We start from the raw sequence: 22024 nt of genomic DNA, 5'->3' as shown, positions 1-22024 counted from the left end.
GCGGAAAAGCGTAGCGTCTTCCGCCGTTTTACATACCTTGGCACATCCAACGGCGGATAACGCTACGCTCATCCGCCCTACGTGTTTTTATTTTCGCCGAACACCGTCACCGTCGATTGCAGCCCCTCCATCTGCCCGGCACGATCAATCGCGGCTTCCAATTCCATGAATGGGAAAGTCATCACCTCGACCGCATCCAGCGACAGCAATCCGGACCTGACCAGTGACACCAGCGCCAGGTAATCAGCCTGGCTGTAGATGAAGTGCCTGATCAGTTCCCAGTTATTGCGCAGCATCTCCCCATATGGCACCGGCAAAGGCGTTTGCATGCTGCCCATCAGCACCAGCCGTCCGCCCCGGCGCAGGCTTTTGAGTGTGGCAAGGGTAGCGTTCGGGTCGCTGGCCTGGCCGACCATGTCGAAGGCGAGGTCGATCCCTCCGCCTGCCGCACGGCGCTAGCGTCGGCGTCGATATCGCCGGAGAGCAGCACCGGTACCACTCTTTCTTGCCCCAAGTCCGCCAGCCGCTACGTGCCGCACTGAAGGATCTGGATTCGGTGATTAAACATAGGCCGGCATTCGATCCCTATCTGGATAGCCGCCGTTTTGTGATTGCCGGCCAATGACAATGCGACGGCGGTATGGGCTTGCGTTTGATGGAGCGCTTGTCGGAACTAGCTGGGCCGAGTGTCAAAATCGCGTTTGTGAACGTCGATCAGCAGCAGATCGAAGGTCAGCTGGAACGCGCCGAGGTGGATTTGCTGATCGGTTCCGAACGCATGCTGCCGTCGTCAATGAAGGCGAAGAAGCTGGTGGACTGTAACAACCAATTCAATCGAAATAACGCCGCACCGCCTCAAACCGTTGTGCGTAATAGCGATTGTCGAGTCGGTCTATCCTGACCTTGCCGTTGGTCGATGGCGCGTTGATGAAACGGCCGTCGCCGATGTATATGCCGACATGTGAAAAGGAGCGGTTCATGGTGTTGAAGAACACCAGGTCGCCGGCGCGCATTTCACTCCTGGGGATGGATCTTCCCTGACGCGCGATATCGGCGGCGTTGCCTGTGACCTTGACGTCGGCGGCCTGGCGATACACGTAGCTGACCATGCCGCTACAGTCCAGTCCGGCTTCCGGATTCTTGCCGCCGAAGCGATAGTTGGTATCGATCAGACCAAGCGAATAGATGACGATGTCATTACCTTTTTCGCTGTAAGGGATGGAAGCGTCGTCGCGGATGGAACTCACGCCGCCGCATGCCGCCAGCAGCAATGCGCAACAACAGATAAAAAGGCGTCTCAACGTCATCGCTTGGCTTGGTCCGATTATTTTCAGTTAGCTGCTTAAGCCTGTTTTTTTTCCAGCGTGCTCAAGACATCCGACAACATCGCAATCATCTGGTCGATTTCAGCCGTCGTCACATTCAGCGCCGGCATGAAGCGCAGCAAGTTGGGGCGCGGCGAATTCAACAGCAGGCCGACCGGATTCAGGTCGCGCGCGATATCGACGATTTGCGGACCGATATCCTTGCCCAGCTTGAGCGCCCGCAGCAAACCTTCGCCGCGTTCGCCGTCGAGTCCATGCTTGGCGCTGAGTTTCGTCAGCTCGGCGCTGAGATAGGCGCCCTGGTCCTTGACCGATTGCATAAAGCCCGGCGCCAGCAGGGTCTTGATGACGGCTACGCCAACCGCCGTCATCAGCGGATTGCCGTTGTAGGTGCCGCCTTGATCGCCCGCTTCGAAGCAGGCGATTTCTTCGCGCGCCAGCAAGGCTGCCAGCGGCACGCCGCCGCCGATGCCTTTGCCCAGGGTCATGATGTCCGGTTCGATGCCCGACAGTTGATAGGCGAACATTTCGCCGGTACGGCCCATGCCGGACTGTACTTCATCAACGATCAGCAGCAGGCCATGCTTTTTGGTCAGCTCGCGCAGGCCTTGCATGAATTCACGGGAAGCCGGGATCACGCCGCTTTCGCCTTGCACCGGCTCCAGCATGACGGCCACGGTGTGCTCGTTGATCAGTTTTTCAACACTAGCCAGATCGTTCAGTTCGGCTTTTGGAAAGCCGGGGACTTGCGGCGCAAACAGCGTGTCCCAGCCCGGCTTGCCGCTGGCCGACATGGTGGCCAGCGTACGGCCGTGGAAACTATGGTTGAAGGTGATGATTTCAAAGCGGTTTTGGCCTGCCTTATTGGGATTCTTCTTGCCCCATTTGCGCGCCAGCTTGATTGCGCCTTCGTTGGCTTCGGCGCCGCTGTTGGTGAAAAAGACGCGGTCGAAGCAGGAGTTGTCGGTCAGCAGCGTAGCCAGCTCGATCGACGGCGCGTTGAAAAACGCGGGCGACGGATTGATGATTTTTTTCGACTGCGCAACCAGGGCATCCTGGATGCATTGCGGCGAATGGCCCAGTGCATTGACCGCCCAGCCCTGCAAATAATCCAGATAGCGCTTGCCGTTGTGATCCGTCATCCACATGCCGCTGCCTTCGGTGAACACGAGAGGCGGACGGTTGGTGATATACATCAGGTCATTGACGGCGTACTGGTTGAACTCCATTTTCGAAACTCCTGTTATGCACTAAGTTAAGCACTAAATTTGATGAAAGCGACTGCTAGAAATCGCAGGCGGAAAAAAACGGAAACAGCGGTTTAAGCCAGATCGGCCTCGGAAGTAAACGAATCGGCATAAAACTCTTCTTCCGGCAGTTTGCACAACGCGACAAAATCCCGTTGCGCCGACTCCACCATGATCGGCGCGCCGCAGGCGTAGACCTGGTAGGCGGACAGATCCGGCAGATCGGCTATCACCGCCTGATGCACAAAGCCGCTGCGGCCGCTCCATTGATCTTCCGCCAGCGCATCCGAAATTACCGGGACATAGCTGAAGTTGGGTAGCGTGCGGGCCCATTCTTCGCACAGCGCGTGCATGTATAAATCCTGCGGACGGCGACCGCCCCAGTACAGTGTCATCGGCCGCTGCGACTGGTTGTGGACCGCTTGCTCGACCAGCGCCTTGATCGGCGCGAAGCCGGTGCCGGAGGCCAGCAACAGCATCGGCTTATCGGAATCCTCGCGCAGGAAGAAAGTCCCGAGTGGGCCTTCGAGGCGCAAGATGTCGCGCTCTTTCAGCGTGGCAAACACTTGATCGGTAAACAGGCCGCCGGGCATGTGGCGAATATGCAGCGTCATCAGCTCGTCCTTGTACGGCGCGTTGGCCATGCTGTAGCTGCGGCGTTTGCCGTCGCGCAAAAGAACCTCGACGTATTGGCCTGCCAGATATTGCAGTCGCTCGGTGGCGGGCAATTGCAGCGACAGCACGATCACGTCATTCGCGACCTTGTCGATTTTGGCGATGCGGACCGGCATTTTGCGGATCGGGAATTCGCCGACCCCGGCCACTTCGCGCGCTTCGATGGTGACGTCGGAATGCGGCGTGGCGCAGCAGAACAAGGCAAAGCCCAGCTCTTCTTCCTTGACCGGCAACGCCTTTTCCTGATGCGCGCCATGGGTGATGTCGCCGTCCAGCAGTTTTCCCTTGCAAGAACTGCAGGCGCCATTTTTGCAACCGTAAGGCAAACCGACACCGGCGCGGATTGCCGCGTTTAGAATGGTTTCGCCCTCGTCGCAACTAAATTGCCGACCACTCGGCTGAACGGTTACCTGGAAACTCATACAATCCTGTACATGAAAAATATAAAACAAAGCAGTTTCGGCAAACCGCGCCTGCTGATTCTTGGCTGCGGCGACGTTGGCATGCGTTTGTTGCCGTTGTTAAGACACCGTTTCCGGGTATTCGCGGTGACCAGTCAGCCTGCGCGTTGCGCCGAACTACGCGCCGCAGGGGCGATCCCGCTGGTGGCCGACCTGGATCAGCCTGCAACACTAGCGCGCTTGAGCTGCCTGGCGCAGATCGTTGTGCATCTGGCACCGCCGCATTCCGTCAGTGAAAAAGATCAGCGCACCCGCAATTTGGTCGCCATTTTACCTGAGCGGACGACACTTGTTTATATCAGTACGACCGGTGTTTACGGCGATTGCGGCGGGGCCCTGATCGATGAAACGCGGCCGTTGATGCCGCACAACGGCCGCGCCCGGCGCCGGGTCGATGCGGAGCAGGTCTTGCGCCATTGGGCGCGGCGCCGGTCGGCGCGTTTGGCCATCCTGCGGGTGCCGGGTATTTATGCGGCCGACCGCTTGCCGCTCGAGCGTCTGCGCAAGGGCACGCCGGCCCTGATTGCCGAGGACGACGTATACACCAACCATATTCATGCCGACGACCTGGCGCGCATCATTGTGGCGGCGATTTTCAAGGCATCGCCGTTGCGGGTTTATCACGCGGCGGATGATTCGACCTTGAAGATGGCGGAATATTTCGATGCAGTGGCCGCGGCGTTTGCGCTGCCGTGTCCGCCGCGGCTGCCCCGGGCCGAGTTGCAGAAAGTCGTGTCGCCGATGCTGTTGTCGTTCATGTCGGAATCGCGCCGCCTGCAAAATCGGCGGATCAAGTCGGAACTGGGTGTGCAGTTAAAGTATCCGGATGTGCAGAACGCATTGTCAGCGATGATTGCTGACGGGAAATGCTGATGCCGGCGTCGGGAATTAGCAAGCAAACCGTGCCAGATTGTCATTAACAGCCCGAAGCCGCCAAATAGATGTCTTTCCAGTCATAGTGGCCTTGAAATCCCCTCTAAATCGCGATATTTTCCCATCGAATCTACGGGCAAGTTGCCACATAAGAAAATTTAATGTGGTCTTGTCCCTGCTAGGATTCGATTTGCAAGAGACGACCCCGGCATGCACGCCCGTCGATGCATGCCGATATGATAAAAAACTAAACAATTAAAGACAGACGAAAGGATTGCCATGTACGCACGGACCAAACTCATGATGGTTATGTTGGCAGCGTTCCCGGCGCTCGCCATGGCGCAGGAGACACAAGTAGTAAAAATCGGATTCAGCAGCCCGCTGACTGGCGCCCAGGCAGCGGCAGGCAATGACAATAAGGGCGGCTTGGAAATGGCGATCGACAAGCTCAACGCGCAGGGCATGGTCATCGGCGGCAAGAAAGTCAAATTCGAAGCACAGATGGAAGACGACCAGGCCGATCCGAAGGCAGGCGTGACCGTTGCGCAAAAGCTGGTCGATGCGCACGTCAAGGCAATCGTTGGACCATATAACTCGGGTGTGACGATTCCAGCATCGAAAGTCTATAACGACGCCGGCATTGTGATGGGCACAGTCGCCTCCAACCCGAAAATTACCGAGCAAGGGTATGCCAATGTGTTCCGCGTCGCTGCCAGCGATAGCCAGTTGGGCGGCAAGATGGCGTTGTACGCAGCCAAGGAACTGAAGGTCAAGAAGGTTGCGATTATCGATGACCGTACTGCTTACGGCCAAGGCGTAGCCAACGAGTTCGAAAAAGTCGCAAAAGCCAATGGCCTGCAAATCGTCGGTCACGAATTCACCAACGATAAGGCAACCGATTTCAACGGCATCCTGACCAAGATCAAGGCTGAAAAACCAGACGCGATTTTCTACGGTGGCTACTCGCCGCAGGGCGGTCCGATGACGCGTCAGATGAAACAGCTCGGCTTGGATAAGACCAAGATGCTGGGCGGCGACGGTATCTGCGCACCGGAAATGGGCCGTCTCGGCGGCGATGCGATCACCGATCAAGTGTATTGCACGCAAGGCGGAGCAATGCTGGACAAACAGGCTGCCGGCAAAGCATTCGCGACGGAGTATCAGAAGCGTTTCAATCGTCCTGCCGAAACTTATGCTGCATCGTTTTACGACGGCATGATGGTGATCGCTCAGGCGATGAAGGAAGCGAATTCGGTGGAGCCGGCGAAATATCAACCAATGCTGGCAAAAATCAAATTCAAGGGCGTCGCCGGCTCCTACGAGTTTGATGCCAAGCACGACCTGAAGGACTCGCCAGTCACGGTGTTCCAGTTCAAGGGTGGTGTGCCTGTGGCTTTGACTAGCTACTAACTAGTTGCGTTAGAAAGCAATTGTGGGACAGAGAAGCCACAACAATTTCTCTGTCCCCAACTGACTAGCCACAACGTTTAAATTGCAACGAAAAGCAATTGCGGGGCAGGGTTTAGGAGTGGCCAAGCGCTACGAATTACTCTGTCCCCAACAGACCAACCCGGTCGTCCCCAGCAGTATCCTCCCCGTAGTCTCCAAATCCCTTAAAGAAAAATCCCAACATGCTGAGCTATACACGCACGATACATACGGTTGATGCGCATACCGGCGGCGAGCCGCTGCGCATTGTCATGTCCGGTTTGCCGCCGGTGCCGGGCAACACTATCCTGGAACGCCGCAGCTGGCTGAAAACGCACCGCGACGATGTGCGCCAGTTCCTGATGAACGAGCCGCGCGGCCATGCCGATATGTATGGCGCGTACCTGCTGCCGCCGACCACGCCGGCGGCGGATTTCGGCGTGATCTTCATTCATAACGAAGGCTATAGCGATATGTGCGGTCACGGCATCATCGCGCTGGGCAAGGTGCTGGTCGAACTGAATCAGGTCGAGCGCAGCATGCCGTTGACGCGCATCGGTTTCGACACGCCGGCCGGATTTATCGAGGCGCAGGTTGAATGGGACGGCACCCGCGCAGGCAACGTCACTTTCCGCAATGTGCCGGCATTTATTTATCAGCGCGACGTTGAAGTCGAGACGCCGAGTTTCGGCAAGATTGTCGGCGACATCGTTTTCGGCGGCGCGTTTTATTACTACATCAATGCCGACCAGGCCCAAGTCAAGGTCAAGCCGGAGCAGGTGCGCACGCTGATCCAGCTGGGCGCCGAAACCAAGCAGGCGGTGCAAGAAAAAATTCGCATCCAGCATCCGCTGGAGCCGGGACTGGACACGCTGTACGGCACCATCATCGACGGCGCGCCGAACGACCCGACGGCCGATCAGGCCAATGTCTGCATCTTTGCCGACCGCGAAGTCGATCGCTCGCCGACCGGCACCGGGACCTCCGGCCGTGCCGCGCAATTGTTCTTCAGGCAGAAGCTGAAGCTGGGGCAAATGTTGGTCAACGAGAGTATAGTCGGCAGCTGTTTTCGGGTACGGGTGACGGACACCGTCAAGCTTGGTCCATTCGATGCGGCGATCACTGAAGTGACCGGTAACGCTCACATCATGGGTTTCAATCAGTGGGTGCTGGAAGACAGCGACCCGTTTCCGCAGGGGTTCTTTTTACGCTAATTAAATTGAGATTGGGTTAAATACACATGCAGATTCTCGATGCCGAAGCAACCGCCGCCGCACTCCCATATTCCGCGCTGGTGCCGGCGCTGATACTGGCCGCGCAACAGCTGCGTGAAGGCAAGATCAATGCTCCCGAGAGGATGGTGATTGAGATCGACCAAGCCAGCGCGCTGCTCTGCATGCCGGCAATCAGCGCCGATCTCGGCATCACCAAGCTGGTTACCGTGCACGCCAATAATGCGCAACACCAGTTGCCCGCGATTCAGGGCGAGGTGGTGGTGTTTGACGCTTCCACCGGCCGCCGTCTGGCGCTGCTGGACGGCCCGACCGTCACCGCCCGTCGTACCGCGGCGGTGAGTTTGCTCGGTATCCAGGCCTTATTGCCGGTCAAGCCGACTTCCGCCTTATTGATCGGCACCGGGGTGCAGGCGATCGCGCATGCCGACGGCCTGGTGGATTATTTCGGGGTGACCGAGTTCTGGGTTGCCGCGCGCGACCTGCAAAAAACGCAGCTGTTCTGCGATGCGCTGCAACAGCGCCATCCGCATATCGTGGTGAAAGCGCTGAGCGCCGCTGCGCTGGAAACCGATTTGCCGCGTACCGATGTGGTGATTGCGTTGACCACATCGAAGACGGCCGTGATCCCGGCGCATATTGCACCGACCACGCTGGCGATCGGGGTGGGGGCGTTCAAACCGGATATGGTCGAATTTCCGGCGCAACTATTGCATAGCCGGACGGTGGTGGTGGACTGCCTGGCGGGAGCCAAACACGAAGCAGGCGATTTGCTGCAAGCCAATATCGACTGGAGCAAAGTACGCGAATTGCCGGAAGTGCTGGCGCTTGGCATCGAGCAGCAGCCAGCCTTGCCGGTCTTCAAAACAGTCGGTCAGGCAGCCTGGGATCTGGCCGCTGCCCGGGTTGCCATCGCCTCGTTAGAAAAATGATCCGGCAGCGGACTAGGTAGTGCGGGCTCTCAAGCGCCGATCCACGGCAAGCCCGCCTTGCACCAGCCGTTGACATTCTTGCGATGCCCATCAGCATCTTTTTCCCCTTCAAATCCTTCCAGGATATCGTAGCAATTGCTGTAGCCGTGTCCGGTTGCCAAGGTCGCGGCGTGCCGCGAGCGCACGCCTGAGCGGCACATAAACAGCAAGGGCGTGCCTTTTTCCGCGATCTGGGCCAACTGGCTCAGAAAATCGGGATTGGCAACGCCGCCAGGGTAGAGCGACCATTGGACCGCGGCATGCTGGGCCTCGGGGATCGCGACCCGGCCCACCCAGTCGCGCTCGGCAGCGGTACGGACATCCACCAGGATGGCGGCATGATCTGCCTGTATCAAGGCAAATGTCTCGCTCGGCGTGAGCGCTCCTGCGTAAGGCAATTGCTCGCTTTTGCCGCGTTCTCGGGCAATGGTCAGAAGGTCGGTAGCCGTGCTCATTTTATTTCTCCTGGAACAATAAACTGATTATTGTAGCGTTACAAAAGGGCGTAAACTGTCTGCACCAATACAGTGCATTCAGTTGGGTTTTGTGATTTGATGCACTGGAACGGTGCCTTTATTTTTGGTGGCACCGCTTTGGTGATTTTGCCAAAGCGCAGAAAGTGCCGATGATGCGCGAAAACGACCGAATCAAGTTACTCGCCAGGCTAGGAAGCAAGCTAAAGACGATAGTGCATAAGCAATACCCAAAAAAGGGCGGTGGCATGGATTCTGCTATCATCCTGCACTGAGTTTGGGCTGTACCAGGCAGCAGGATACGGCTGTCAGGTCCGCACCATTCAACGCATCATTCGAAATTCGCAGTACTTTCTCACGCAGTACTTCCTCATTTTAGGAGATTCACATGGCAATGACAGCCGCAGAAGTCTTGAAGATGGCAAAAGACAACGAAGTCAAATTCGTTGACTTTCGCTTCGCTGACACCAAAGGCAAAGAGCAGCACGTAACTGTTCCTGTCTCTCATTTTGATATCGATAAATTTGAGTCGGGTCACGCATTTGACGGTTCTTCTATTGCTGGCTGGAAGGGTATTGAAGCTTCCGACATGCTGTTGATGCCGGATCCAAACACCGCCAACATCGACCCGTTCATGGAAGAGACCACATTGTTCATGCAATGTGACGTGATCGAGCCATCCGACGGCAAGGGCTACGACCGCGATCCGCGTTCGATCGCCAAGCGCGCCGAAGCCTACCTGAAATCGTCCGGCCTGGGCGACACCGCCTACTTCGGTCCTGAGCCTGAATTCTTCATTTTCGACGACGTGCGTTGGGGTTCCGACATGTCGGGCTGCTTCGTCAAGATCGGTTCGGAAGAAGCATCCTGGAGCACCGGCAGCAAGCTCGAAGGCGGCAACACCGGCCACCGTCCAACCGTCAAGGGTGGTTATTTCCCAGTGCCTCCGGTCGACAGCTTCCAGGACATGCGTTCGGAAATGTGCCTGATCCTGGAATCGCTCGGCATCCCGGTCGAAGTGCACCACCACGAAGTGGCCGGCGCCGGCCAAAATGAAATCGGCACCAAGTTCTCGACCCTGACCGAGCGCGCCGACTGGACCCAGAACATGAAGTACGTGATCTGGAACGTCGCCCACACCTACGGCAAAACCGCAACCTTCATGCCTAAGCCTATCGTTGGCGACAACGGTTCCGGCATGCACGTGCACCAATCCGTGTGGAAAGACGGCAAGAACCTGTTCGCCGGCGACGGCTATGCCGGCCTGTCCGAATTCGCGCTGTTCTACATCGGCGGCATCATCAAGCACGCACGCGCGCTGAACGCGATCACCAACCCAGGCACCAACTCCTACAAGCGTCTGGTTCCTGGCTATGAAGCACCGGTCAAGCTGGCTTATTCGGCACGCAACCGTTCGGCTTCGATCCGCATCCCGCACGTGGCAAATCCAAAGGGCCGTCGCATCGAAACCCGTTTCCCGGACCCGCTGGCCAACCCGTACCTGTGCTTCTCGGCATTGCTGATGGCTGGTCTGGATGGCGTGCAAAACAAGATCCACCCAGGCGAAGCAGCGTCGAAAGACCTGTACCACCTGCCGCCGGAAGAAGACAAACTGATCCCAACCGTTTGTTCTTCGCTGGATCAGGCGCTGGAAGCGCTGGACAAGGATCGCGAGTTCCTGACCCGCGGCGGCGTCTTCAGCGACAGCATGATCGATGCCTACATCGAGCTGAAAATGCAGGAAGTTCAACGCTTCCGCATGACCACGCATCCGATTGAATTTGATATGTATTACTCGGTATAAGTAATATTGGAAGTCGGCTTGACCGGGACTGCGCAATGCAATCCCGGTCAACAGCGAAAGGGCGGGAAAAGTCTACTTTTCCCGCCCTTTCGCATTTTCGCAACACCTGACCGGCTTATTGCCGTGCGCAAGAAGGCGACTCCGGCGGATGGTTTGTCATTGACAGTTTCTTGACATAAACTAGCGACTCTATCGAATTGCGAAGAAAGTCTATGAAGCGTCTTTTCCCCGGAATCCTGCTATTGGCTGTCGCCAGCATCACCAGCGGCTATGTTTATGCGCAAAGCGAAGTTTATCTTTGCACCGACCAGAATGGTGTCAAGGAATACAAGAACACAGGTGATACCAAGGGCTGCAAGAAAGTTAATTTGCCCCCCCTGACCGTGACTTCATCCAATCCTTCATCGGGTGGCGGATCAAGCAAACCGGCGGCTGCCAGCAAGCCCGCACCGGCCACCCCTTCCGATTTTCCAAAGGTCGATAACGGCACTCAAAAAACACGCGACAATGATCGCCGTCAGATTTTGAAGGATGAGTTGGAGGCGGAGCAGAAGAAACTCGCCGACCTGCAAAAGGATTACAACGAAGGTGCGCCGGAACGCCAAGGCAACGAGCGCAACTACGCCAAATATCAGGAGCGCGTGGCAGGCATGAAGGGGGATATCGATCGGGCTAACAAGAACATCGACGCCCTCAAGCGGGAACTGTCCAATCTGAAATAAATTCAGCACTGGGTATCAACCTTGCTTTATAAATAAAGGCCGCATCTGCGGCCTTTATTTTTTCCTGGCAGATTCAGAGCTTGTCGTGCCGGACGCACCATCGTGTTGCAACCTGCATGCCGATGCTTGGTATCCTCTGAAAAATGCCCCATCTTAATCATAGGAAACGCTCGGATGCCCATCAAAACTGCTGAAGCGAAAGCACTGGACGGCCTTGATCTACTGGCATCGGCAGTGCTGCTGTTGGATAAAGACGGACGCATCGTCTACGCCAATGCCGCTGCGGAAAACCTGCTGGAGAGTTCGTTCAAGCTGTTCGCCCAACAAACGCTGACCGATCTGTTCCTGAACGGCGAGCAGCTGACTGCCATTTTTCAGCAGGCGTTGGAACATCAGTTCGACGATCTGCGGCAGGATCTGATCCTGGAGCGCATGGGCCGTGAGCCGTTGCTGGTGGATACCATCGTGACCGCGCTGGACAAGCCCGAGACCCCAGTCTTGATCGAGTTGCGCGAGAACGTGCAGCAACTCAAATTGAAACGCGAAGAGCGCTTGATCGACCAGAGCCAGGTCAACAAAGAGCTGATACGCAACCTGGCGCATGAAATCAAAAACCCGTTGGGCGGGATTCGCGGCGCCGCCCAGTTGCTGGAACTTGAGTTGCCGGAACGCCAGCTCAAGGAATTGCGCGAATACACCCAAGTCATCATCAAGGAAGCCGACCGCCTGCAAACCCTGGTCGACCGGCTGCTGGCGCCGCACCGGATGGCGCAGATCGTCGGCGACGTCAATATTCATGAAGTATGCGAGCGGGTGCGCAGCCTGATCGTGGCTGAATTCCCCGCCGGTCTTTCCATCAAGCGCGATTACGATTTGTCGATCCCCCAATTTCGCGGCGATAAGGAACAACTGATTCAGGCGATTCTCAACATCGCCCACAATGCCGCACAAGCATTGGGCGAACGGATCAAAAGCGGCGATGCGGAATTGACCTTCCAGACCCGCGTCGCGCGTCAGGTGACAGTTGCCAAAGTACGCTACAGGCTGGCACTAGACTTGCATATCATCGACAACGGCCCAGGCATCCCGGCCGAGATCCAAGAACGCATTTTTTACCCGTTGGTATCCGGACGGGAGGGCGGGAGTGGGTTGGGATTGACGCTTGCACAAACTTTTGTGCAACAACACATGGGAGTGATTGAGTGTGAAAGTCGGGTGGGGTGTACGGATTTCAGAATCTTGATACCACTGCCTTAAAGCGTGTTCATGGTGCCCTGTCCCGTAAATAGCTCGAGCAAATGAATTGGAGCACGTCATATCGAACTTATTTACGACAGGACACTCGCACACATCCTTAGAACGGTATAAAGAGAAAAAATATGAAACCAATCTGGATTGTTGATGACGACGAATCGATACGGTGGGTGCTTGAAAAAGCGTTGGCCCGCGAGAATCTGAGCACCAAAAGTTTTTCCAATGCGCGCGACGCCATGGAAGCATTGCAAACCGCCACGCCGCAGGTGCTGGTCTCGGACATCCGCATGCCGGGCGCATCCGGCCTGGAGCTGCTGCAAACCGTAAAAGCCAAACATCCCGGCATCCCGGTCATCATCATCACCGCGTTTTCCGATCTCGATTCCGCCGTTGCCGCATTTCAGGGCGGAGCCTTTGAATACCTGGCCAAGCCGTTCGATGTCGATAAGGCGGTCGAGCTGATTCGCCGCGCATTGGAAGAAAGTCTGCGCGAAGCCAGGGTTGAACAAGCTGCCGGCGACACGCCTGAGATCCTGGGGCAAGCGCCGGCGATGCAGGAAGTGTTTCGCGCCATCGGCCGCTTGTCGCAATCGAACGTGACCGTGTTGATCACCGGCGAATCGGGCACCGGCAAAGAGCTGGTCGCGCGCGCCTTGCACAAACATAGTCCGCGCGCTTCACAACCGTTCATCGCCTTGAATACCGCGGCGATTCCAAAAGATCTGCTGGAGTCGGAACTGTTCGGTCATGAGCGCGGCGCATTTACCGGGGCCCAGGCTTCGCGTCGCGGACGCTTTGAACAGGCCGAAGGCGGCACCCTGTTCCTGGATGAAATCGGCGACATGCCGTTCGATTTGCAGACGCGCCTATTGCGGGTTCTGTCGGACGGCCATTTCTACCGCGTCGGCGGTCATCAATCATTGAAAGCCAACGTTCGGGTCATCGCTGCCACCCATCAAAACCTGGAAGCGCGGGTGCGCGAAGGTTTGTTCCGCGAAGATTTGTATCACCGCTTGAATGTGATCCGTCTGCGTTTGCCTAGCCTGCGCGAGCGGCGCGAGGACATTCCGATCCTGGCGCAATATTTCCTGAGCCAGAGTGCGAAACAACTCGGGGTCGAAAGCAAACGCCTGTCGGATAACGCCATGCGCTTCATGAGCGGCCTTGAATTGCCGGGCAACGTGCGCCAGCTGGAAAACCTGTGTAACTGGATCACCGTGATGGCGCCCGGGCAAACCGTCGAGGTCAAGGATTTGCCGCCGGAGCTGGTCAGCGAGCGGGTCCAGACCATCAGCAGCGCCGCCGCGACCAGCGGCCATCCAGCGGCCGAGTCCCAGCCGCATCTTGTCGCAGCGGCCGTTGCTAGCGACAGCAGTGTGGCGCTGCGACATCCTGAAATCCTGGAGCCGGCCATCGGCGAACAGCAGAACTGGATCGGCCTGCTCGAAGCAGAAGCCGCACAGATGCTGGCGCACGGTGATTCCGATGTTATGGATGTGCTGGGGCGCCAGTTTGAATCGGCGTTGATCAAGATCGCATTGAAGCATACCCACGGTCGAAAAAACGACGCCGCGGTCCGTCTCGGGATCGGTCGCAACACGATTACCCGCAAGATTCAGGAGTTGGGGATTGTTGGTGTGAAGGACGACTGACTTTTCTATAAATACAGCCGCAGCAGTTAAACGGGTCAGGGGTTTTTCTCGATCATTTTCTCGCCGAGAATGACTCTGACCGACAGCAGCAGCGCCTGTTCGCTGCTAGACGTTTGAGCAGCGTGTTGATTGTGTGGCAGCTAGTCGCGTTGATGCTGGATCCCGTTGCTGAAAAGGAAAAAGATCCGCAAATTTAAGAAATTCCTTACATCAAAAAAAACATCGTCCACGCTAGACTACTTGCTCCAACGTTTGCAGGGGGCAGCATGCATCAACCTCGACTGTCATGGTTAGTGGCATCCGCATTGATAAGCTGCTGCTCTTACGGCAGTGCCCAATCATGCAGCCTGTATTTCACCTCGCCAGCAAAGAACAGTGTCTTTCGCACAGCTGATGTCAACATTACCGCAGCTGGTCGGCCGCAAGTCTGGTTAAATAACTGGCATGGAATTGGCGTCATACAAAAACATATCTATGGCATACCGGATAACGACATGGCCTACGTTTCCGAGTTTGCACCTCTCCCCAGTCCAATGCCCTTTTTCGATGCATCTACCGAATATGGCCCCGTTAGACTATTCGAGGGTCGCAACGAGTTCATGGTTGAAGGCTGGATCCATAGAAAGTGGCCTGCTCCGATTTGCTATTCATCAGACTCGATACGCTTGTTCTATATCAAGCCGAATGATCTGTGCTACGCGATGGTGGAAGCGCTGGATAAAATCCCACAGCCTGAAAAGGACTCGACCAATGGTTTCGTTATCAATCAACGTTGCATTGCCAAATACTCTTGCGGCAGCCGTCCGCAAATGAAAGACAAGACGTGGCTGACCAAGGTTGTGCCGGCTTTTGTACGGCCGTTTTTGGACAAGTCGGGGAAGTGGAATGAGGTGATGCAAGCCTGCGGTTCTCAGTGGGAATACCTTCCAAGCTATGTGAAAAAGAAAAGATGCGAGGACAAGATGGCTGAATATCATATAGAACAAGATTTACAAAAAGCGCTCAACGAAAATGGATGCGGTACTGATAGGGATTGGGATGAGGTAGGTGCGTATATTAATGAATGTGTTGCTGAACAAAATGGAATTATTCCGACATTTTTTGCAAGCAAGGTCATTGCAGCAACACGGAATAAAATACGGACACTATGTCAGGCAAGCCGTTCCAAAAGCTGAAAGTAAATTTCACATACGAAGGAGGGTTTGATGAATATAGTCAGATTTTTTTGCGCAGCATTACTGTTGTTCCCGACGATGGCGTGGGCGGAAATAAGCACGACTTATCCCGGTACAGGACCAAATGTGGAGTTACGTATCAGCATTGATAGACGCCCTGTTCTGGGGGAGCGCGATATGGAGAGCCTAGAAAGAAAAGGATTGGTTACAAATACTGAGCAGGCCGGAGCGATCTATGAAGCTAATATTGTTCCTATCACGATGGGCCGGAGTCTTCAACTGAAGGTTGAAATGATTGAGGCAGATGGGACAATCACCGATGTTACTCATAGTCCGGCTACTTTGTATGATGTTATCGGTGAAAGGGGAGATTTGAAAACGAATGCATCAGGATTAATTACCGCTGCTTTCCGACAAGAAAAAATACTGCTAACAGGTGCGGTATTTATCATTTATGGAACTCCGGAAAAATCTGGCTATAACAAGATATTCTTCGGTATTAAACGGCCTTGAAAAATAGCAATCGCGGATATCGGAAATATTTCGGCAAGCCGTTGCAAAAATTGGGTGTTGGTCCTACTTTAATTTACGCCACAGCGTGGTCCGGCTAATTCCCAAATACTTGGCCGTCGCAGCCCGATCTCCACCGAATCGCGCCAGCACCTGTTCGACCGATTCCGTTACCGCCGGCAGCTTCGGCGCTGCCAATGCCGTTTCGGTAGCACGCCTTCCCAACTCAACCCCAGCCATCAACTCCGGCGCCACCGACAGCAAAAATGCCGGCGTCAGCGCCCGCAACGGTTCCGCCGCCAGGAACAACGCTACCCGTTCCATCAGGTTGCGCAATTCGCGCACATTGCCCGGCCACGCATAGCCGGCCAGCAGCGCTGCGCAGGCCGCCACCTCGGCATGCAGGTTGGCATGCGGCCGCAAGTCGAGCGATGCCAGCGCGTGTTTCAAACACCATTCCGCCAGCGCGACCAGGTCGTCCGAACGAGCACGCAAGGGCGGCAAATTCAGGCGCAACACGCTGATCCGATAAAACAGGTCGGCCCGAAAACGGCCGTCGCGTACTCTTGCTTCCAGATCGCAATGGGTGGCGCTGATGATGCGGACATCGACCGCAATCGGCCGGGTGCCGCCGACCCTGACCACTTCGCGCTCTTCCAGTACGCGCAGCAAGCGGGTCTGTAGCGCCAGCGGCATTTCGCCGATTTCGTCGAGGAACAAGGTGCCGCGATGCGCGGCCTCAAACAGACCGGCGCGGCCGCCGCGGCGCGAGCCGGTGAATGCGCCTTCTTCATGCCCGAACAGTTCCGATTCCAGCAGCGATTCGGCGATCGCGCCGCAATTGACGGCGACGAAAGGGCGCATGGTTTTGCCGGCGGCAGTGCCTTGCGCCAACGGATGTTCGCGATGAATGGCTTGCGCCGCCAACTCCTTGCCGGTGCCGGTTTCGCCGTGAATCAATACGGTTGCCGGCGAGCGCGAAAATAGCGTGACCGACCTGCGCACAGCCTCCATCGCGTCGGAGCTGCCGCGTAAGTCATTCAATCCATGTTTGGCCCGCAGCGTGTCGGCCACCGGATGGCTGCGGCCGCGCGCCGCTTCCAGCTGGGTCAGGCGCGCCAATTCGAGCGCATCGTTGAAAGCCTGCCGGATCGACGCCGCGGAATAGACGAACACGCCGGTCAGCCCGGCCTCGTCGGCCAGGTCGGTAATCAGGCCGGCGCCGACGATGGCCTTGATGCCGACGGCTTTCAATTCATTGATCTGGGCTCTGGCATCTTCTTCGGTGGCGTAGCTGCGCTGTTCGATGTTCAAGCCATACATGGCCTGGAATTCGCTCAGTGCCGGCAGCGTTTCCTGATAGGTGATAACGCCGACATGCGGCGTGATCTTGCGAGCCCGCGCCAGCGCCTGCATCACATCGAAGCCGCTGGCTTTGGCGATGATGACCGGGACCGACAACCGGCTTTTCAGATAAGCGCCATTGGAACCGGCGGCAATCACCGCATCGCAGCGCTCGGTCGCCAGCCGTTCCCGGATGTGCTGGACCGCATCTTCGAATCCCAGCTGAATCGGTGCGATGTTGGCTTGATGATCGAATTCCAGCGTGATGTCGCGAAACAGGTCGAACAGACGCGATACCGAGGCGGTCCATATGACCGGCCGCTCATTGTGATCTCGGGATGACGGATGCGGTGGGGGCAGTGGGCGTGGCATGTTTCAATGATGTTTCATTTATGTTTCAAATTTATGAGCGGAACGAAGTATGGAACACAATTGAAGCCGGCGCAATGTCACGGCGCAGTCGATGCCGTGCGGCTAAGTGCTTGATTCTAAATAAGCATATGCTGTGCATGGGCCGCGGCAGGTGATATTTCTGCCAAGAATTCAGCGGATGGCATGGCGATTGCAATAAGAGTTCAGCAAATTATCCATGAAACTGTTTCATCAAAGACAAGGTGAGGACATGACGCAATATTCGGCAGGTGCTGCATTTCGACAAGCGGTCAGGGACGAGTCGCCGCTACAGGTGGTGGGGGCGATCAACGCCAACCACGCATTGCTGGCCAAGCGCGCCGGTTTCAAGGCGATCTATTTATCTGGCGGCGGCGTCGCTGCCGGCTCGCTGGGTTTGCCCGATCTGGGGATTTCCAATCTGGACGATGTATTGACCGACGTCCGGCGCATTACCGACGTCTGCGACTTGCCGTTGCTGGTGGATGTCGATACCGGCTTCGGCTCGTCGGCCTTCAACGTCGCCCGCACCGTGAAGTCCATGATCAAGTTCGGCGCGGCGGCGATCCACATCGAAGACCAGGTCGGCGCCAAGCGCTGCGGTCACCGCCCCAACAAAGAGATCGTCAGCAAGCAGGAAATGGTGGATCGCATCAAGGCCGCAGTCGACGCCCGTACCGATGACAACTTCGTCATCATGGCGCGCACCGATGCGCTGGCGGTGGAAGGCCTGGATGCCGCATTGGAGCGCGCCATGGCCTGCGTCGAAGCCGGCGCCGACATGATTTTTCCAGAGGCGATCACCCAGCTCGACATGTACAAAACCTTTGCCGCCGCGGTCAAGGTGCCGGTGCTGGCCAATATCACCGAGTTCGGCGCGACGCCGTTGTTCACGGTGGACGAGCTGAAATCGGTCGATGTCGGTCTGGTGCTGTATCCGCTGTCGGCATTCCGCGCGATGAACAAGGCGGCCGAAAACGTCTACACAGCGCTGCGTCGCGACGGCACCCAGAAGAATGTGGTGGATACGATGCAGACCCGGGCCGAATTGTACGAGCGCATCAACTACCACGAATTCGAGCAAAAGCTGGATGCGTTATTCGCGCAACAAAAAGCAAAATAATCCGATTCAATCAAGGAGAACTGCATGAGTGAACAAGCTACATCGCAAACACCCACTTTCACCCCGAAGAAATCGGTGGCCCTGTCCGGCGTCACGGCCGGCAATACCGCGCTCTGCACGGTCGGCAAAACCGGCAACGATTTGCACTACCGCGGCTACGACATTCTGGACATCGCCGATAGCTGCGAATTCGAGGAAATCGCGCATCTGCTGGTGCACGGCAAGCTGCCCAACAGCGCGGAACTGAAAGCCTACAAAACCAAACTGAAAGCCTTGCGCGGCTTGCCGGCCAACGTCAAGGCCGCACTCGAATGGATGCCGGCGGCGTCGCATCCGATGGATGTGATGCGTACCGGGGTCTCGGCACTGGGCTGTATCTTGCCGGAAAAAGACGACCACAACACACCGGGCGCGCGCGATATCGCCGACCGCCTGATGGCTTCGTTCGGCTCGATGCTGTTGTACTGGTATCACTACAGCCACAACGGCAACCGGATCGACGTCGAAACCGACGATGAATCGATCGGCGGCCACTTCCTGCACCTGCTGCACGGCGAGAAGCCGTCCAAGGCATGGGAAAAAGCGATGCATACTTCGCTGATTCTTTACGCCGAACACGAGTTCAACGCTTCCACTTTCGCCGCGCGTGTGATTGCCGGCACCGGCTCGGACATGCATTCCGCCATTACCGGCGCGATCGGCGCATTGCGCGGTCCCAAGCATGGCGGCGCCAACGAAGTCGCGTTTGAAATCCAGAAGCGTTACGACAATCCGGACGAGGCCGAAGCGGACATCAAGAAGCGCGTGGAAAACAAGGAAATCGTGATCGGCTTCGGCCATCCGGTGTACACCATCTCCGACCCGCGCAACAAAGTGATCAAGGAAGTCGCGCGCCAGCTGTCGAAAGATGCCGGCTCGACCAAGATGTTCGATATTGCCGAGCGGCTTGAAACGGTGATGTGGGACATCAAAAAGATGTTCCCCAACCTCGACTGGTTCTCGGCGGTGTCGTATCACATGATGGGCGTGCCGACCGCGATGTTCACGCCGCTGTTCGTGATCGCCCGCACTTCCGGCTGGGCTGCGCACATCATCGAGCAGCGCATCGACAACAAGATTATTCGTCCGTCGGCGAATTATGTCGGTCCGGAAGATCTAAAATTTATCCCAATTGGCAAGCGAAAATAAGCGTCCGCAACATGGGCGCATCGATGAGCCAATCGACTTACTCCCCAGCGATTGCTGGGGAGGCTCATTGCAACTAAACGCCTATCGGCAGGTAACAAAATGAACGCTTTTAAATTTCGCATTGCCTCAATTCTGACCCTCACCGGCTTGCTGGCCGGCTGCGGCTCAAACGTGCCTCTGACTGAAACCAAGCCGGCCGAACCGGTCAAAACGGTGGACGTGGCGCCGGCGCCGGCACCAGCGGCCAATTTAGTGACCGGGAATTTCTATTGTGAAATGGGGAACCGCATCGCTCTCGCCAGCGATGCCGGCGGCGCGGTGAAATTGACCTGGAAAGGTCGTGCCTATCCGATGACAGCCGCCTCGACCAGCACCGGTGCGGTACGTTTGGAAGACAAGTCCAGCGGCCTGGTGTGGATCCAGATTCCAGCCAAGTCTATGCTGCTCAATACCAAGTCGGGACAGCAACTGGCGAATGAATGCAAGTTGCGCTAAACAATTCGATTACTTAACTACAAGGAAAACCATGTCAGCTGCTATCTCCAACGTCCGTCCCAAATACGACAAAGTATTGGTCGATATCGTCGACTACGTGACGAAATACAAGATCACCTCCAAAGTCGCTTACGACACCGCCCGCAACTGCCTGATCGACACCCTGGGTTGCGGTCTGGAGGCGTTGGAGTATCCGGCCTGCAAGAAATTGATGGGGCCGATCGTTCCAGGCACCGTGGTGCCGAACGGCGCCAAAGTGCCCGGCACCCAATTCCAGCTCGATCCGATCCAGGCCGCCTTCAACATCGGCATGATGATCCGCTGGCTGGATTTCAACGACACCTGGCTGGCCGCTGAATGGGGTCATCCATCCGACAATCTGGGCGGCATCCTGGCGACTGCCGACTGGTTGTCGCGCAATGCGATTGCCGCCGGCAAGAAGCCGCTGAAGATGAAAGACGTGCTGACCGGCATGATCAAGGCGCATGAAATCCAAGGCTGTATCGCGCTCGAAAATTCGTTCAACAAGGTCGGCCTGGACCACGTGGTGCTGGTCAAGGTGGCCTCGACCGCGGTGGTCGCCGAAATGATGGGACTGACTCGCGAAGAAATTCTCAATGCGGTGTCGCTGGCATGGGTTGACGGTCAGGCGCTGCGCACCTATCGTCACGCGCCGAACACCGGCTCCCGCAAGTCCTGGGCCGCCGGCGATGCGACTTCGCGCGCGGTGCGTCTGGCGCTGATCGCCAAGACCGGCGAGATGGGTTACCCATCGGTGTTGACTGCCAAGACCTGGGGTTTTTACGACGTCCTGTTCAAAGGCCAGCCGTTCAAGTTCCAGCGCAAGTACGAATCGTATGTGATGGAAAACGTGCTGTTCAAGATTTCGTTCCCGGCCGAGTTCCACTCGCAAACCGCGGTCGAAGCCGCGATGACCTTGCACGCCGCACTGGCCAAGGCCGGCAAGTCGGTGGACGATATCAAGCAAATCACGATCCGCACCCATGAAGCCTGCATCCGCATCATCGACAAGAAGGGCCCGTTGAACAATCCGGCCGACCGCGACCACTGTATCCAGTACATGGTGGCGGTGCCGCTGATTTTCGGTCGCCTGACCGCCAGCGATTACGAAGACAATATCGCCGCCGACAAACGGATCGACGTCTTGCGCGACAAGATCGTCTGCGTTGAAGACAAGGACTTCACCAAGGATTATCACGATCCGAAGAAGCGTTCGATCGCCAATGCATTGACGGTGGAATTCAAGGACGGCAAGAAACTCAAGGAAATCGTGGTCGAATACCCGATCGGCCACGCCCGCCGCCGCAAGGACGGCATCCCGCTGCTGGAAGCCAAGTTCAAAACCAATCTGGCGCGCCAGTTCCCGCTCAAGCAACAGCAAAAAATCCTGGACATTTCACTCGACCAGAAGAAGCTGGAAGACATGGCGGTCAATGAGTATGTTGACCTGTATGTGATCTAAAAAATTGCGCCCCGCCAGACGGGGCGCTTTGCATTTGAGGCCGATGCAACTGCGTAGGGCGGATGAGCGCAGCGTTATCCGCCGCATCGCCCGCACAACATGCGACAGAGGTATGCATGGCGGAAGACGCTGCGCTTTTCCGCCCTACAGTTCTTTCTAATCGGAAGCAATTGCGCGGTATCATTGCATGCATTTGCAC

Annotated in this window: 20 protein-coding genes; 14 read left to right on the top strand and 6 right to left on the bottom strand. The window is 56.6% G+C overall.

The genetic code is table 11. The annotated features are described in order from the left end of the window. Positions 1-77: 77 nt before the first annotated feature. The 4 genes from ACFPM8_RS01325 to ACFPM8_RS01310 form a co-directional block, all read right to left on the bottom strand. Positions 78-416, bottom strand: a complete 339-nt coding sequence (locus tag ACFPM8_RS01325; RefSeq protein WP_378994166.1) for a hypothetical protein — start codon at positions 414-416, stop codon at positions 78-80. Between the two features lie 414 nt (positions 417-830). After that, a complete protein-coding gene (locus tag ACFPM8_RS01320; protein WP_378994164.1) occupies positions 831-1307 on the bottom strand; it encodes a C40 family peptidase in 477 nt (158 codons plus the stop codon). 35 nt (positions 1308-1342) lie between these two features. Continuing rightward, the gene (locus ACFPM8_RS01315; RefSeq protein WP_378994162.1) at positions 1343-2554 is read right to left on the bottom strand and encodes an acetylornithine transaminase; all 1212 of its coding nucleotides are present in this window, start codon (positions 2552-2554) and stop codon (positions 1343-1345) included. Positions 2555-2646: 92 nt separating this feature from the next. After that, complete coding sequence (locus tag ACFPM8_RS01310; RefSeq protein ID WP_378994160.1) at positions 2647-3669, bottom strand: CDP-6-deoxy-delta-3,4-glucoseen reductase; 1023 nt, start codon at positions 3667-3669, stop codon at positions 2647-2649. Between the two features lie 12 nt (positions 3670-3681). On the opposite strand from ACFPM8_RS01310, the gene ACFPM8_RS01305 reads away from it, so the two are divergent. From ACFPM8_RS01305 to ACFPM8_RS01290, 4 genes are all read left to right on the top strand, one after another. Then, complete coding sequence (locus tag ACFPM8_RS01305; RefSeq protein ID WP_378994158.1) at positions 3682-4581, top strand: SDR family oxidoreductase; 900 nt, start codon at positions 3682-3684, stop codon at positions 4579-4581. A 300-nt stretch (positions 4582-4881) separates the two neighbouring features. Next, positions 4882-5991 carry a branched-chain amino acid ABC transporter substrate-binding protein gene (locus ACFPM8_RS01300; protein ID WP_378994156.1) on the top strand — a complete coding sequence of 370 codons (1110 nt, stop codon included), beginning with the start codon at positions 4882-4884 and terminating at the stop codon, positions 5989-5991. Positions 5992-6212: 221 nt separating this feature from the next. Continuing rightward, on the top strand, positions 6213-7223 hold the full coding sequence (gene lhpH, locus ACFPM8_RS01295; RefSeq protein ID WP_378994154.1) for a trans-3-hydroxy-L-proline dehydratase: 1011 nt from the start codon (positions 6213-6215) through the stop codon (positions 7221-7223). 26 nt (positions 7224-7249) lie between these two features. Beyond that, positions 7250-8173: a delta(1)-pyrroline-2-carboxylate reductase family protein gene (locus ACFPM8_RS01290; protein ID WP_378994152.1), complete on the top strand. Its 924-nt coding sequence runs from the start codon at positions 7250-7252 to the stop codon at positions 8171-8173. Positions 8174-8202: 29 nt separating this feature from the next. Here the strand turns inward: ACFPM8_RS01290 and ACFPM8_RS01285 are convergent, their stop codons facing one another. Continuing rightward, the gene (locus tag ACFPM8_RS01285; RefSeq protein WP_378994150.1) at positions 8203-8667 is read right to left on the bottom strand and encodes a rhodanese-like domain-containing protein; all 465 of its coding nucleotides are present in this window, start codon (positions 8665-8667) and stop codon (positions 8203-8205) included. Between the two features lie 406 nt (positions 8668-9073). On the opposite strand from ACFPM8_RS01285, the gene glnA reads away from it, so the two are divergent. The 6 genes from glnA to ACFPM8_RS01255 all read left to right on the top strand — a co-directional run bounded on the left by glnA (position 9074) and on the right by ACFPM8_RS01255 (position 15805). Then, positions 9074-10489 carry a type I glutamate--ammonia ligase gene (glnA, locus tag ACFPM8_RS01280; protein WP_378994148.1) on the top strand — a complete coding sequence of 472 codons (1416 nt, stop codon included), beginning with the start codon at positions 9074-9076 and terminating at the stop codon, positions 10487-10489. 242 nt (positions 10490-10731) lie between these two features. Further along, positions 10732-11211, top strand: coding sequence for a DUF4124 domain-containing protein (locus ACFPM8_RS01275; RefSeq protein WP_378994146.1), 480 nt, complete (start codon positions 10732-10734; stop codon positions 11209-11211). Positions 11212-11385: 174 nt separating this feature from the next. Continuing rightward, a complete protein-coding gene (gene glnL, locus ACFPM8_RS01270; RefSeq protein ID WP_378994144.1) occupies positions 11386-12468 on the top strand; it encodes a nitrogen regulation protein NR(II) in 1083 nt (360 codons plus the stop codon). 122 nt (positions 12469-12590) lie between these two features. Beyond that, positions 12591-14117 (top strand): nitrogen regulation protein NR(I), encoded by a 1527-nt coding sequence (ntrC, locus tag ACFPM8_RS01265; protein WP_378994142.1) that lies wholly within the window; start codon positions 12591-12593, stop codon positions 14115-14117. Between the two features lie 266 nt (positions 14118-14383). Next, the gene (locus ACFPM8_RS01260) at positions 14384-15292 is read left to right on the top strand and encodes a hypothetical protein (protein ID WP_378994140.1); all 909 of its coding nucleotides are present in this window, start codon (positions 14384-14386) and stop codon (positions 15290-15292) included. A gap of 30 nt (positions 15293-15322) precedes the next feature. Further along, the gene (locus tag ACFPM8_RS01255; RefSeq protein WP_378994138.1) at positions 15323-15805 is read left to right on the top strand and encodes a hypothetical protein; all 483 of its coding nucleotides are present in this window, start codon (positions 15323-15325) and stop codon (positions 15803-15805) included. 63 nt (positions 15806-15868) lie between these two features. Here the strand turns inward: ACFPM8_RS01255 and prpR are convergent, their stop codons facing one another. After that, positions 15869-17518 carry a propionate catabolism operon regulatory protein PrpR gene (gene prpR / locus ACFPM8_RS01250; RefSeq protein ID WP_378994136.1) on the bottom strand — a complete coding sequence of 550 codons (1650 nt, stop codon included), beginning with the start codon at positions 17516-17518 and terminating at the stop codon, positions 15869-15871. Positions 17519-17768: 250 nt separating this feature from the next. Between prpR and prpB the strand changes: the two genes are divergently transcribed. The 4 genes from prpB to ACFPM8_RS01230 all read left to right on the top strand — a co-directional run bounded on the left by prpB (position 17769) and on the right by ACFPM8_RS01230 (position 21825). Further along, the gene (gene prpB, locus ACFPM8_RS01245) at positions 17769-18659 is read left to right on the top strand and encodes a methylisocitrate lyase (protein WP_378994501.1); all 891 of its coding nucleotides are present in this window, start codon (positions 17769-17771) and stop codon (positions 18657-18659) included. A gap of 24 nt (positions 18660-18683) precedes the next feature. Next, positions 18684-19847: a bifunctional 2-methylcitrate synthase/citrate synthase gene (prpC, locus tag ACFPM8_RS01240; RefSeq protein ID WP_378994135.1), complete on the top strand. Its 1164-nt coding sequence runs from the start codon at positions 18684-18686 to the stop codon at positions 19845-19847. A gap of 99 nt (positions 19848-19946) precedes the next feature. Further along, complete coding sequence (locus ACFPM8_RS01235; protein WP_378994133.1) at positions 19947-20342, top strand: hypothetical protein; 396 nt, start codon at positions 19947-19949, stop codon at positions 20340-20342. 31 nt (positions 20343-20373) lie between these two features. Continuing rightward, positions 20374-21825 (top strand): bifunctional 2-methylcitrate dehydratase/aconitate hydratase, encoded by a 1452-nt coding sequence (locus tag ACFPM8_RS01230; protein WP_378994131.1) that lies wholly within the window; start codon positions 20374-20376, stop codon positions 21823-21825. Positions 21826-22024 lie beyond the last annotated feature (199 nt).

This window comes from Paraherbaspirillum soli, from assembly GCF_042654985.1.
GTDB classification, from domain to species: domain Bacteria; phylum Pseudomonadota; class Gammaproteobacteria; order Burkholderiales; family Burkholderiaceae_D; genus Paraherbaspirillum; species Paraherbaspirillum soli.
The sequence above is the reverse complement of the archived record's forward strand: the minus strand, read 5'-3'. Positions and strand labels throughout refer to the sequence as shown.

What these genes read in the sequence shown, in the direction of transcription:
- ACFPM8_RS01285 (WP_378994150.1), bottom strand. Translation starts at nt 8,667, where the DNA reads ATGAGCACGGCTACCGACCTTCTGACCATTGCCCGAGAACGCGGCAAA.
- ACFPM8_RS01260 (WP_378994140.1), top strand. Translation starts at nt 14,384, where the DNA reads ATGCATCAACCTCGACTGTCATGGTTAGTGGCATCCGCATTGATAAGC.
- prpC (WP_378994135.1), top strand. Translation starts at nt 18,684, where the DNA reads ATGAGTGAACAAGCTACATCGCAAACACCCACTTTCACCCCGAAGAAA.
- ACFPM8_RS01255 (WP_378994138.1), top strand. Translation starts at nt 15,323, where the DNA reads ATGAATATAGTCAGATTTTTTTGCGCAGCATTACTGTTGTTCCCGACG.
- glnA (WP_378994148.1), top strand. Translation starts at nt 9,074, where the DNA reads ATGGCAATGACAGCCGCAGAAGTCTTGAAGATGGCAAAAGACAACGAA.
- prpB (WP_378994501.1), top strand. Translation starts at nt 17,769, where the DNA reads ATGACGCAATATTCGGCAGGTGCTGCATTTCGACAAGCGGTCAGGGAC.
- ACFPM8_RS01305 (WP_378994158.1), top strand. Translation starts at nt 3,682, where the DNA reads ATGAAAAATATAAAACAAAGCAGTTTCGGCAAACCGCGCCTGCTGATT.
- ACFPM8_RS01230 (WP_378994131.1), top strand. Translation starts at nt 20,374, where the DNA reads ATGTCAGCTGCTATCTCCAACGTCCGTCCCAAATACGACAAAGTATTG.
- ACFPM8_RS01310 (WP_378994160.1), bottom strand. Translation starts at nt 3,669, where the DNA reads ATGAGTTTCCAGGTAACCGTTCAGCCGAGTGGTCGGCAATTTAGTTGC.
- ACFPM8_RS01290 (WP_378994152.1), top strand. Translation starts at nt 7,250, where the DNA reads ATGCAGATTCTCGATGCCGAAGCAACCGCCGCCGCACTCCCATATTCC.
- prpR (WP_378994136.1), bottom strand. Translation starts at nt 17,518, where the DNA reads ATGCCACGCCCACTGCCCCCACCGCATCCGTCATCCCGAGATCACAAT.
- ACFPM8_RS01315 (WP_378994162.1), bottom strand. Translation starts at nt 2,554, where the DNA reads ATGGAGTTCAACCAGTACGCCGTCAATGACCTGATGTATATCACCAAC.
- ACFPM8_RS01320 (WP_378994164.1), bottom strand. Translation starts at nt 1,307, where the DNA reads ATGACGTTGAGACGCCTTTTTATCTGTTGTTGCGCATTGCTGCTGGCG.
- lhpH (WP_378994154.1), top strand. Translation starts at nt 6,213, where the DNA reads ATGCTGAGCTATACACGCACGATACATACGGTTGATGCGCATACCGGC.
- ACFPM8_RS01325 (WP_378994166.1), bottom strand. Translation starts at nt 416, where the DNA reads ATGGTCGGCCAGGCCAGCGACCCGAACGCTACCCTTGCCACACTCAAA.
- ACFPM8_RS01235 (WP_378994133.1), top strand. Translation starts at nt 19,947, where the DNA reads ATGAACGCTTTTAAATTTCGCATTGCCTCAATTCTGACCCTCACCGGC.
- ntrC (WP_378994142.1), top strand. Translation starts at nt 12,591, where the DNA reads ATGAAACCAATCTGGATTGTTGATGACGACGAATCGATACGGTGGGTG.
- ACFPM8_RS01300 (WP_378994156.1), top strand. Translation starts at nt 4,882, where the DNA reads ATGATGGTTATGTTGGCAGCGTTCCCGGCGCTCGCCATGGCGCAGGAG.
- glnL (WP_378994144.1), top strand. Translation starts at nt 11,386, where the DNA reads ATGCCCATCAAAACTGCTGAAGCGAAAGCACTGGACGGCCTTGATCTA.